A 12,687-nucleotide genomic window follows, 5' to 3' on the forward strand; every position below is an offset into this window, starting at 1 on the left:
GACAAAGAAATTAAATATAATAAAGTCATTTCCCCAAAGAACAGACTTTGTACAACGACAAGTAGATTTTTTTAAATCTGTTTAGCGTGTATTTAACCTACCTTAGGAGAGAAACCCCATGGTCATAAAGAGTAAATATAGTGCAATATTTATAAATTAATTAGAGTTTTTAATGCGTATTCAATCTGTCGCTTTTTATCGACTAATTAAAAGTTAAATGAATGCTTGTTGTCGACAGCTAATAACGCAGAAAAACCGGCTAAAAAGATAACCATTGTTTGTAACTCATTAAATTATTGAGTTTTTATTACGTTGATGGAAAGAATAAGCCCCGCCAGCGCTAAAAAGGCCGGCGGGGCTGAGATATCGGCCATCAAAGATTTTAATGGTCGATAGAGCTGAAACGTCCGCCATTAAAATCTTTAATGGCATTTTTGATTTCCTGCTCGCTGTTCATAACAAAAGGCCCGTAACCGACAATAGGTTCATTGATCGGTTCGCCGCTGAGCAATACCAAGACGGCATTATTGTTGGCTTCAATGGTCAGATGGCTGCCCGCTGAATCCAGCAAGACCATTTCCGCTTCGCGACCAATGCTTTCGCCATTCACCATAATGGTGCCGTGCAAGACGATCAGTGCGGTATTCCAGCCTTCCGGCAGAGAAATTTCACTGACGCTGCCCTGATTCAACCGCATATCCCAAACGTTCAGCGGTGAAAAGGTTTTGGCAGGCCCGGTATGGCCGTCGAACTCACCGGCTATGACCCGAACACGACCGGCGTTATCCGGCAGTTCAACGCGCGGAATATCCTGACTCAGGATCGCCTGATATCCAGGTGCGGCCATTTTATCTTTGGCAGGCAGGTTCACCCACAGCTGAACCATTTCCAGCGGGCCACCGCTTTTACTGAAGGCTTCGGAGTGAAACTCTTCGTGTAAAATACCAGAGCCTGCGGTCATCCATTGCACATCGCCGGGCCCGATAACGCCGCCTTTACCGGTTGAGTCACGATGTTGGACTTCACCTTGATACACAATGGTGACGGTTTCAAAACCGCGATGCGGATGTTGCCCTACGCCACGCGGGTGATTGCTCGGTTTAAAATCCTGCGGACCGGCATAATCCAGCAGCAAGAACGGACTCAGCTGCTTGCCATGGCTTTGATACGAAAACAGAGAACGAACCGGGAAACCGTCCCCAACCCAGTGGGAACGTGGCGCAGTGTAAACACCTAGTACTTTTTTCATCATAATCTCCTTACAACAGGTAGGTTGCTGTATTGGATAAAGTATAGGTTTAGGATAATTTAAGCGGTAGATAGCAAAATAGCACATCACTGTCCTATTAAATGAACAATAAGGTGACTATGCAAGATCTCAACGATCTTTATTACTACGTTCAGGTGGTCGATCACGGTGGTTTTAGCGCAGCCGCGCGAGTGCTGGGTATGCCTAAATCCAAGCTCAGCCGCCGTTTGGCGCTGCTTGAGGACAGATTGGGCGTTCGCTTGGTGCAGCGTTCTACCCGACGTTTTGCGGTGACGGAGATCGGCCAAACCTATTATGAGCACTGTAAAGCCATGCTGGTGGAGGCCAAAGCGGCGCAGGAGTCTATTGAGTTAACCCGCGCTGAGCCACGTGGCGTGGTCAGAGTCACCTGTCCGGTGGCGTTGTTGCAGGCGAACGTGAGCCAGATGCTGGCGGATTACATGGCCAGTTGCCCTCATGTGAGCGTGCATTTGGAAGCCACGAATCGCCGGGTTGATCCGGTGGCGGAAGCTATTGATATTGCGATAAGAGTACGGCCTGGACCGATTGAGGACAGCGATTTAGTGATGCGGGTGCTGGCCGATCGTTGCCAGAGTCTGGTTGCCAGCCCGGCGTTGCTGGCGCAGTGCGATGAAATCCGATCACCGGCAGATCTGACCGGCATCCCCAGTTTAGGATTAGGGCAACCGCAGCAGAATTTTGTCTGGAATTTGCAAGGCCCAAATGATGCTCACGCGGCGGTTAATCATCAGCCTCGGTTTATTACTGCCGATATGGTGGCGTTGCGCTGTGCCGCGCTGGCTGGCGTTGGCGTGGTGCAATTGCCGCTGATGATGGTCAGGGAGCAACTAGAGAGTGGGGCGTTGATTCGCCTGCTACCGGATTGGGCACCCAAACCGGAAATTATTCATGCGGTATTTCCGTCTCGTCGCGGGTTGCTGCCTTCGGTTCGTAGCCTATTGGACTTCCTCGCCGAACGTTTTGCGCAAATTCACGAAACATAATCGCCGGATTATCCGCCACGCCGTAGCAAATTCACCATATTCACGACCGCGGTGGAGCGCTCGTGGCGGCGCCAGGCCAGCGTAATCTGGGTTTTTAGCTGGTCATCATCAATTTCATGGTAGGTAACATTGTTTGCATGAATGGTTGTTAGTGAACGCGGCACTACGGTGATACCAAATCCGGCTGAGACCATGCCGATGGCGGAAACCAACTGTGGCGATTGTTGCCCCAGTTCTGGCTCAAATCCGGCGCGATAACAGGCGTTCATAATGGCATCAAACAAGCCGGGGCCAACTTCCCTTGGGAAGGTGATCAGCTTTTCATGCTGTAAATCCCGCAGGCTGATTTTGGCACAATGGTGCAGAGGATGATTGGCGGGCAGCACCAGCACCATATCTTCTTCCACTAGCACCTCACAGGTAAATTCGGTACTGGCGCTACAAGGCTGGCGAATAAAAGCCACGTCAATGCGTTCGCTGTGTAAATCGTTCATCAGCACCGGCATGATTTCTTCGCTAGGCAATAAAATGACCGCGGGAAAGGTTTCTCGATAGCGGTGCAACAAGGATAAAACCGCCGGTTGGAAAGCGGTGGAGCTGGCAAATCCAACCCGTAGTTTTCCCGTTTCCCCTCGGGCGATGCTTTTGGCTCGCTCAACCGCTTCATCCGTCAATTGCAAAATATGAAGGGCGTCGGCATAGAAAGCCTCACCGGCCTCCGTCAGTTCAACTCCCCGGCTTAACCGATGTAACAGCGGCGTACCTATCTCTCGTTCCAGCTTTTGAATTTGCTGACTCAGCGGCGGTTGCGAGATGCCGAGCTTTTCAGCTGCCCGGGTAAAGTGCCGAGTAGAAGCGACGGCAACGAAGTAACGCAGATAACGATGTTCCATATATTTTTGATATCAAAATAGTGAGGTTCCTATATTGGTACTTATGTCGTTCTCGCGTCAACCTTATAACTAAACATAAGTGTAATTTATGTTACAGATAAGAGGGAGAGCGACATGATTAAACAAGATCACCCAGTATGTTCATGTGCAGAGACGATTGCGCAGAGCTTCATTGCCCATCAGAAAGGGCATCCAGAGTGTGTTTTGTACCAAACCTCATTGATGAGTGCGCTAATTAGTGGTGTTTACGAAGGCAATATCACCATGAAGCAGCTGCTTCAGCACGGTGACTTTGGATTAGGAACCTTCAACAATCTCGATGGGGAGTTAGTGGCGTTCAACAGCGAAATTTATCAATTGCGTTCGGACGGTAGCGCCCGTAGCGCCCAGCCTGAGCAGAAAACGCCCTTCGCAGTGATGACCTTCTTCCAGCCGACGGAAAAACGTTGTTTTGAGCATAAAATGAGCCGCCAGCAGATTCACAATGTGATTGATGATGTGACCGAGACCGATAATCTGTTCTGCGCATTGCGTATCGATGGCAAGTTTAGCCACGTTGAAACCCGCACCGTACCGCGTCAGCAGCGCCCTTATAAACCCATGCTCGAAGCCATTGCCGAACAGCCGACGTTTGAATTCGAGCATCGCAGCGGCGTGATTATCGGATTTCGCAGCCCGGCTTATACCCAAGGCATTAATGTCGCGGGTTACCACGAGCATTTTATTACCGATGACCGCAGCGGTGGCGGCCATGTACTTGATTATCAACTGGAAAACGGAGAGCTGACTTTCGGCACGTTGACCAAGCTGGTGATTGATTTACCGCAGGACAATGACTTCCTGAAAGCAGATTTGACGCCGTTGAATCTCGATACAGCGATTCGCGCGGTAGAAAGTTAATTCCCCCTGATGGGTAATGAGAGCGGTAACAAAGGACAACGTCATGAGTCATGAAATTGAAATGCAGGAATGGAAATGCGGTGCCGATCTGGTGGTGAATCATCTGGAGCAACAAGGTGTTAAGCAGGTTTTCGGTATTCCGGGCGCGAAAATTGATCGGGTATTTGATTCACTGGAAGATTCTACGATTGAAACCATAGTGGTACGCCACGAAGCCAACGCCGCTTTTATGGCTGGAGCCATTGGCCGTTTAACCGGTAAGGCCGGCGTGGCATTGGTGACTTCTGGCCCAGGTTGTTCAAATCTGGTGACCGGGCTGGCCACCGCAACGTCGGAGGGGGATCCGGTGGTCGCTATCGGCGGTGCGGTGAAACGGGCGGATAGCCTGAAAATCACTCACCAAAGCATGGATACCGTCAGCATTTTCCGGCCAGTCACCAAATTTAGCGTGGAAGTGACCGCCGCGAGCGCATTGCCGGAAGTTATGGGAAACGCCTTCAGAACCGCAGAGTTTGGTCGACCAGGCGCCGCCTTTGTGAGCCTACCGCAGGATATTATTAATGAGCCGGTAACCAGCCGTATTCTGGCTCATCAGCCTTGCCCGGTTAACGGGAGTGCGCGGACGGAAGATATCGTCGACGTTGCGGCACTGCTCAATAAGGCCAAGAATCCCATATTGTTACTAGGTTTAATGGCGAGCCAACCGGCCAACGCCGAGGCGGTGCGACGCCTGCTGCGCCATAGCCAACTGCCGGTTACCAGCACTTATCAGGCGGCCGGGGTTATCGATCAGGTGCATTTCGATCGTTTTGCGGGTCGGGTTGGGCTGTTTAATAATCAGGCCGGTGATAAGTTACTGCAACAGGCGGATGTAATTCTCACCGTTGGTTATAGCCCGGTGGAGTACGATCCGGCGCTGTGGAACAGCGGCCACGCTACCTTAATCCATCTGGATGTATTACCGGCGGAAATTGACATTGCCTATCAACCGGAAAAAGAGCTGGTGGGGAATATAGCCACCACGCTGGATGAGCTGACCAAACGGCTGAACGGTTCGTTAATCCTGACCTCACAGACCGAGGCTGTGCTGGAAGAACGCGGTCGCCAGCGCCGTGATTTGGCCAACCGAGCCGAACGCATGAACGGTTTTGCTATTCATCCTTTGAGATTAGTTCGTGCGATGCAGGATATTGTTAACAGTGACGTGACGCTGTGCGTGGATATGGGGAGTTTCCATATCTGGATTGCACGTTATTTGTATAGTTTCCGTACGCGGCAGATTTTGATGTCTAACGGCCAGCAAACCATGGGGGTAGCCTTACCCTGGGCGATTGCCGCCGCGTTGGTAAATCCTCATCAAAAAGTGGTGTCGGTTTCTGGGGACGGTGGCTTTATGCAATCCAGCATGGAGCTGGAAACGGCGGTGCGGTTGAAGAGTAATTTGTTGCACATTATTTGGGTGGATAATGGGTATAACATGGTTGAAATCCAAGAGCAGAAAAAATACCACCGTCCTTCCGGCGTCAGTTTCGGCCCGATAGATTTCAAAATGTATGCGGAATCCTTCGGTGCCAAAGGTTTTGCCGTTGAATCTGCTGATGAATTAACCGCCAAACTGCGTCAGGCTATGGACGTTGACGGCCCCGCCGTGATCGCGATTCCGGTGGATTACTCAGATAATTACCGTTTAATGGAAGAGTTAAATATCAGTCAACTGCTGTAGGTGAACGAGGTTAGATCCGCTGATTTTCATAGGAATAAGCAGGGTAGTTACAGCGTTGAAGAGATAAAAAAACCGGCTGATGTTTGGCCGGTTTGTATTTTTCTGATCAATCAACTTTCGGCGGTTTGCCGGTGGAACAGTTCCCGGAACACGGGATAAATGTCTTCCGGTTCGCGAATATGCTGCATAGCGAAATTATCGAATTGTGCTTCCAAAGCCTCGTATTCCCGCCACAGGGTTTGATGTGCGCGGCGGGTGATTTCTATATAGCTGTAATAACGCACCAGAGGGAGCAGCTTTTTCGCCAGAATCTCGCGACATAGCGGCGAATCATCAGCCCAGTTATCGCCGTCCGACGCCTGAGCGGCATAAATATTCCACTGCACCGGGTCATAACGTTCCTGAATAACTTCATCCATTAACTTTAAGGCGCTGGATACAATGGTGCCGCCGGTTTCCTGCGAGTAGAAAAACTCCTGTTCGTCAACTTCCTTAGCCTGCGTATGGTGGCGAATGTACACCACATCTACGTTTTTATACGTCCGGCTCAGGAACAGATACAGCAGAATATAGAAACGTTTAGCCATATCCTTGGTCGGTTGATCCATTGAGCCGGAAACGTCCATCAGGCAGAACATCACCGCCTGACTGGAAGGTTCAGGACGACGTTCATAGTTTCTGTAGCGTAAATCGAAGGTATCAATAAAAGGAACCCGTTCGATTTTCTGCCGTAATTCAGCAATTTCTTTTCTCAGACGCTCTTCTTCCAGCAACTGAGCCGGTTCTGAGTTTTCCAGTAAAGCTAATTCTTCTTCCAACTGATGCATCAACCGCCGTTTACTTGCGGTCATCGCGGTACGACGCGCCAGCGAGTTTTGCAGTGAACGCACCACGCTGATATTGGCCGGAACCCCATTTGCCGTGTAACCCGCGCGATGTGTTTTAAATTCAGTCAGCTGTTTATATTGGTTCTTTTTCAAATTGGGCAGGGCGAGATCTTCAAATAGCAGATCCAGATACTCATCTTTGGAGATCTGAAAGACAAAATCATCTTCGCCTTCACCATCCTTACCGGCGTTTCCCTGACCACTGCCCGATCCGCCGCCACCTTGCTGGCGTTCAACCCGATCGTTAGTCACAAAATGGTCGTTACCAGGATGAACCCGGTGACGTGCGCCACCGCGTCCCTGATGAAACATCGGTTCGTTAATGTCGTCGATAGGGATGGAAACCGATTCGCCGCTGTCTACGTCAGTCACAGACCGTTTGTTGATGGCCTCGGTAATCGACTGTTTAATCTGCGCCTTATAACGACGCAAAAAGCGTTGGCGGTTAACCATGCTTTTGTTTTTGCCGTTAAGTCGCCTGTCAATAAAGTAGCCCATAAGTCCCCCGAATCCGATCGACCTGAATCTCACCTTCATCTTTCGAACGGTTGTTGCGTTGGCGGCTTTCCTTCACCCCAGTCACTTAGCGGGCTAAATGACTGGGGGGTGTTCAATTGCCGCCTTGCCGCCGCCCGAAATCTCTTGGGGAGCCCCGTTATTTCTCAAGCTGCCGCTTGAAATCTATTGGGTTTATACCTGTTATGCCGAACTGTATCGGCAAACGGGTTATGAAGATTTTCTTACCCGCAGATACCATTCACACAGCAGGCGAACTTGCTTGCGGGTATAACCTTTCTCCATCATCCGGTCGACAAAGTCATCATGTTTTTTCTGCTCATCCGTTGAGGTTTTCGCATTGAAAGAGATGACTGGCAGTAACTCTTCGGTATTAGAGAACATTTTCTTCTCAATGACCGTGCGTAATTTTTCGTAGCTGGTCCAGTTAGGATTACGGCCATTGTTATTAGCCCGCGCCCTCAGAACAAAATTAACGATCTCGTTACGGAAATCTTTCGGGTTACTGATACCCGCTGGCTTCTCGATTTTCTCCAGTTCGGCGTTCAGTGCCTCGCGATCGAACAGTTGACCGGTATCCGGATCGCGATATTCCTGATCCTGAATCCAGAAATCGGCATAGATAACGTAGCGGTCGAAAATGTTTTGGCCGTATTCAGAGTAGGATTCCAGATAGGCGGTCTGAATTTCTTTACCGATAAATTCGGCGTATTTCGGAATCAGATAACCTTTCAGGTGCTCCAGATACTTCTCAGCCACGTCCTGCTGGAATTGTTCCCTCTCGATTTGCTGTTCCAGAACATAGAACAGGTGCACCGGGTTGGCCGCCACTTCCGCGTGATCGAAGTTAAATACGCGCGACAGAATTTTAAAGGCGAAACGAGTAGATAGGCCGTTCATCCCTTCATCCACGCCGGCATAATCACGATATTCCTGATAAGACTTGGCTTTAGGATCGGTATCTTTCAGACTCTCACCGTCGTACACGCGCATTTTCGAGTAAATACTGGAGTTTTCCGGCTCTTTCAGACGCGATAAGACAGAGAAACGAGCCAGCGTTTCCAACGTTCCTGGCGCGCAAGGCGCGTGGGTTAACTCACTGTGTTCCAACAGTTTGTCGTAAATCTTGATTTCCTCTGAAACCCGCAGGCAGTAAGGAACCTTGACGATGTATACGCGGTCGAGGAAGGCTTCATTGTTTTTGTTGTTTCTGAAAGTGACCCATTCCGATTCGTTGGAGTGAGCCAGGATGATGCCGTTGAATGGCAGGGCAGAGATACCCTCAGTACCGTTATAGTTACCTTCCTGCGTGGCCGTCAGCAGGGGATGCAGGACTTTAATCGGCGCTTTGAACATCTCAACGAATTCCATAATCCCTTGGTTAGCGCGGCATAATGCACCAGAATAACCATAGGCATCGGGGTCGTTTTGCGCGTGATTTTCCAGCTTACGGATATCCACTTTCCCAACCAGAGCGGAGATGTCCTGATTGTTTTCATCTCCCGGCTCGGTTTTGGCAATGGCGATCTGTTGCAAAATCGAAGGCCAAACTTTAATCACTTTAAATTTAGTGATATCGCCACCGAATTCGTGCAAACGTTTGGCGGCCCACGGCGACATGATGGTGCCGAGATAACGGTTAGGAATATTGTACTCTTTCGCCAGAATGGCCGCGTCTTCCTGCGGATTAAACAGGCACAGCGGATGATCGTTAACCGGGCTGCGCTCGCCGTTGGCGCTGAGCACATAGATGGGTACGAGCTGCATCAAGGCTTTTAGTCTTTCGGCCAGAGAGGATTTACCCCCGCCCACCGGACCTAATAAATAGAGGATCTGTTTCTTCTCTTCCAGCCCTTGGGCCGCATGTTTCAGATAGGAAACGATTTGTTCGATGGCTTCTTCCATGCCGTAGAATTCTTCAAACGCAGGGTATCGGGCAATAACCCGGTTGGAGAATAGCCGAGACATGCGTGAATCCAGCGCAGTGTCGACCATCACGGGGCTACCAATAGCCATCAGCAAACGTTCGGCCGCGTTGGCATAAGCACTGCGATCCTGCTGACAGACAGTAAGAAACTCCTGCAGAGTGAACTCTTCGTCTTTGGCCGCTTCATAGCGCTGGCGATAGTGATCAAATATGTTCATAGCATGCCCGTCCTGTTTGAATGGTTGGGAACATAAAAAAGTAGTAGGGCTTTATTGGGTTAAAATTTTGAAACTACTACCTTATTGTTATGGTCGCGTCTGTTCTAAAGGTCAAGTTGGCCATGGCGATAGATTGACCAATTCTGCAGTGAGGGAAGGTACTTAATTAGAGTATTATGCTAATATTACGGGGTTAACTGATTGAATTATGATTCTTGCTGGTTTTTTATTCTGGGAAAGTGCCGGTATACTGGTGTAATCAAAACGACATAAATTTTACTTACTTTCTGTTAACAGCGGTCAAATCTATCGCAACCTATTTATCTTTGTAATCAATCCGCAGCGTCAGACTGCGGCTTTCGGTCTAAGGTTGGAATGAGCGTCGGGATTGATGTCGTAGGTCGATAATCTGAGGACGGGAAAGAAAGGCGCTTAGAGATTGATGCGATAGCATCATTTTTATCCGCAGAAGAGTAACAATAATTTTCACTAGTTACTATAATTGCTTGGCTAATTGCAGCCGTAAACCGCACTGTGATTGAAAATGTTACCGGTTTGGTAATAGGCATTTCCTTTATAAATCACGGAGTTTTTGCCTGAATTTATGTAAAGTTCCAGCAGAAAGCCAACAGTTGCTTTACACTAAGGCAACTAATTATTTGTTTACATATGGAATAGACAATTTGTGAAAACCTTTAAACTAAAAACTTTGGCTGCTGCAGCCATCGCCATTAGCTGTGCCAGTGCTGCACATGCCGGTACCTGGTCTTTAGGGGCTTCCGCCTTAGTTAGCCCGGATCCGTATTTGGGCAAACAGGATCGCGTTTATCCGGTTCCTGTGATCAATTACGAAGGTGATGATTTTTATTTCCGTACTCTGGCTGCCGGTTATTACCTGTGGCGTGATGATAGCAACCGTCTGACTCTGGACGCTTACTTTCTGCCGTTAAACTTCAGACCGAATGATAGCGACGACTGGCGCATGAAGCAGTTAGACAAACGTCGCGGCACGTTAATGGCTGGCGTGTCTTATGCTCATACCGAAGACTGGGGAATTATTCGCACCGCGATTTCGGGGGACATGCTGGATAACAGTAACGGTTTGATCGGGGATGTGGCTTACCTGTATAAATTCCAACTGAACAACTGGTTGTTGACGCCGGGTGTGGGTGTAACCTGGAACAGCAAAAACCAGAACAAATATTACTACGGCGTGAGTGGTAACGAAGCTGCGCGTAGCACTTTGAGCGCTTATGAGCCGAGTGATAGCTGGTCGCCTTATGCTGAGTTGTCTGCACATTATCAAATTAACGCTAGCTGGAATGCATTCTTCCTTGGCCGTTATATTCAACTGTCGAGCGAAGTTAAAGACAGCCCAATGGTTGATAAATCCTATACCGGTATCGTCTGGACCGGTGTGACCTATACTTTTTGATTAATATAATCAGATAGAATGACAGGGGCCAGCAGGCCCCTGATTTTGGTTAATTTAACGCTTAACTGACGCTTCCTCTTATCATTTCCCTAGCGCGAATGGCCTATTCGCAGGCACGCCTTAGATTTTTTTGAAGAACAATTCGTTTAATGCTAATAATCGTATTGATATGGATTGAATTTCTATATTGGCGAACCGTTTGAACGAAGAGTTTTCAGGAACCTTATTCTATTTTTTAGACTTAATGGGTTCTCATAGCTATTTCTGCGTTCGATTAAACGGCGAATCTCCTATCCCATATTTTACCAATAATCTGGATGTATCCTGTTGTCTATTTACTCAGACTAAAACGGATAAGTTAATCAGGTAGGTAAATGGTTAAGGTACTGGATACCAGAAGAAAGTTATTATTTTATTTATTTCACCCAGTTGGTTTATGTCATCAGGACGCTTCGTTAATTCATGATGATCATTCTCGGGAGAGTTACGAGTCCCGCTGATTATTATTTTCAGTGATATGCTACACAGGACGCATATTAATTTAAAGGTTTTGGCTTTCATTACATTAACGCATTAGCCGAATGGATGGGGATTATCGAAACCAGTCTAAATACAAATTATAAATTCTAAAGTGTAGATTCAGAGAGTAAAATTGAAGTATTTAATGGAAAGGAAATGATGGAATAAACAGTGATGAATTTATGTTCCCCGAAACCGGCTAAAGAGCGATTTATGAATCGGCTATTCGCATATTAAAACGACAATCTCTACGCTTTTGAAATCAATTTCACCGATGCAATAGCTGCTGAGCGCAAGAAAGTCGCCATATACATACGAATATATGTGGTTATCTGCTACAAGGCATAGACCCATATAAAAATGGAGCACCAGGCTCCATTTTAACGTACTGATATTGCGTGCGGCGGCGTTGTTAGGCGTTTTTGCGGCTGCGAATTGTCATTGCAAGGCGAGCAGGCGCTTCATCGGCCGCGACCATGGGTTGACTGACTCGCGCAGTTTCAACGCAAAACATGGTTTTGTAGCCATCATTTGGCATATCCTGCATGCTGCAAGACAGCTCAGGGCCTGGGTTCCAGGCAACAACGTCGCTTTGGTGATGATGATGAATCTCAATGGTTCGTTTCAGCGCCGGGTCTTTAATCAGGCTGTAAGGTTCCGGTTGGGTATAAACCCGATCTGTCTGGCCGTTAAAGACCAGGTCGCCGCTTTGAGCGGCGTCGTTGATTTTCAATACCTTATCGATGTACTTCTCGCCCAGGCCACTAATTTTAATCTGGCTGATATCCCCGATTTGGAAATAAGTATGCAGGGCGGCGGCAGCCTGATAATCCCCGTGGGATTCCAGCTCCATTTCACATTCAACGCCCAGTTTGAAACGAGCGATTAACGTGAAGGCATGTGGCCAGTATTTACGGGTTTCGTCGCTGTCTTTCAGCGTGAAAGTCAGCATCACGCCGTTATCATTCTCATCGTGCGCGGTCAGTGTCCACGGCAGAATGCGTGCGAAACCGTGGGAAGGCTGCGCCGTTGGACCGAACCAAGGCCAACAGATAGGTACACCGCCGCGAATCGCTACGCCGTCGGTAAATGCGGTATTGTTGCTTAGCCAAATAACCGGTTGTTCACCGCTAGGCTGCCATGCCAGCAGATGCGCACCTTGCAGAGCAACGGCGGCGCGTACTTTAGGGTGAGAAACGACCACAACGGGTAGGTTGTCCAGTTGACGTTGGCTGATATAAGGGGAGATTTGTTCAACAACGGGCAGACTAAAAACTTTCTCGTTCATTAATTTGGCCTTAATTGAAAAGTGGCAGTTATTCGTTGAACCTCAGATTATCGATAGTATCACAAGCTTTTCTGTTTTTACCTACGGCTTATATGTAGCAGATTAAT

9 protein-coding genes are annotated in these 12,687 nt (G+C 48.4%); 4 read left to right on the forward strand and 5 right to left on the reverse strand.

The window, feature by feature from the left end; all coding sequences use genetic code 11:
• Positions 1–382: 382 nt before the first annotated feature.
• Positions 383–1,249, reverse strand: coding sequence for a pirin family protein (locus PL78_RS04680; protein ID WP_064513545.1), 867 nt, complete (start codon positions 1,247–1,249; stop codon positions 383–385).
• A gap of 119 nt (positions 1,250–1,368) precedes the next feature.
• Between PL78_RS04680 and PL78_RS04685 the strand changes: the two genes are divergently transcribed.
• Complete coding sequence (locus tag PL78_RS04685; protein ID WP_064513547.1) at positions 1,369–2,274, forward strand: LysR family transcriptional regulator; 906 nt, start codon at positions 1,369–1,371, stop codon at positions 2,272–2,274.
• An 8-nt stretch (positions 2,275–2,282) separates the two neighbouring features.
• Here the strand turns inward: PL78_RS04685 and PL78_RS04690 are convergent, their stop codons facing one another.
• Positions 2,283–3,167 (reverse strand): LysR family transcriptional regulator, encoded by an 885-nt coding sequence (locus PL78_RS04690; RefSeq protein ID WP_064513549.1) that lies wholly within the window; start codon positions 3,165–3,167, stop codon positions 2,283–2,285.
• A gap of 114 nt (positions 3,168–3,281) precedes the next feature.
• On the opposite strand from PL78_RS04690, the gene budA reads away from it, so the two are divergent.
• Positions 3,282–4,067: an acetolactate decarboxylase gene (gene budA, locus PL78_RS04695; protein WP_064513551.1), complete on the forward strand. Its 786-nt coding sequence runs from the start codon at positions 3,282–3,284 to the stop codon at positions 4,065–4,067.
• 43 nt (positions 4,068–4,110) lie between these two features.
• Positions 4,111–5,790 carry an acetolactate synthase AlsS gene (gene alsS / locus PL78_RS04700; protein ID WP_064513553.1) on the forward strand — a complete coding sequence of 560 codons (1,680 nt, stop codon included), beginning with the start codon at positions 4,111–4,113 and terminating at the stop codon, positions 5,788–5,790.
• A gap of 110 nt (positions 5,791–5,900) precedes the next feature.
• Here the strand turns inward: alsS and PL78_RS04705 are convergent, their stop codons facing one another.
• Together PL78_RS04705 and yeaG are read right to left on the reverse strand one after the other, a co-directional pair.
• Positions 5,901–7,175 carry a YeaH/YhbH family protein gene (locus tag PL78_RS04705; RefSeq protein ID WP_064513555.1) on the reverse strand — a complete coding sequence of 425 codons (1,275 nt, stop codon included), beginning with the start codon at positions 7,173–7,175 and terminating at the stop codon, positions 5,901–5,903.
• Between the two features lie 228 nt (positions 7,176–7,403).
• Positions 7,404–9,338, reverse strand: coding sequence for a protein kinase YeaG (gene yeaG, locus PL78_RS04710; RefSeq protein WP_049598161.1), 1,935 nt, complete (start codon positions 9,336–9,338; stop codon positions 7,404–7,406).
• A 685-nt stretch (positions 9,339–10,023) separates the two neighbouring features.
• Here yeaG and PL78_RS04715 point away from each other — a divergent pair.
• Positions 10,024–10,773, forward strand: a complete 750-nt coding sequence (locus PL78_RS04715) for a MipA/OmpV family protein (RefSeq protein WP_084414286.1) — start codon at positions 10,024–10,026, stop codon at positions 10,771–10,773.
• Positions 10,774–11,704: 931 nt separating this feature from the next.
• Here the strand turns inward: PL78_RS04715 and PL78_RS04720 are convergent.
• Positions 11,705–12,580 carry a D-hexose-6-phosphate mutarotase gene (locus tag PL78_RS04720; protein WP_064513559.1) on the reverse strand — a complete coding sequence of 292 codons (876 nt, stop codon included), beginning with the start codon at positions 12,578–12,580 and terminating at the stop codon, positions 11,705–11,707.
• Between the last annotated feature and the right edge of the window lie 107 nt (positions 12,581–12,687).

It is taken from the genome of Yersinia entomophaga (genome assembly GCF_001656035.1).
In the GTDB taxonomy this organism is placed as follows: Bacteria; Pseudomonadota; Gammaproteobacteria; order Enterobacterales; family Enterobacteriaceae; genus Yersinia; species Yersinia entomophaga.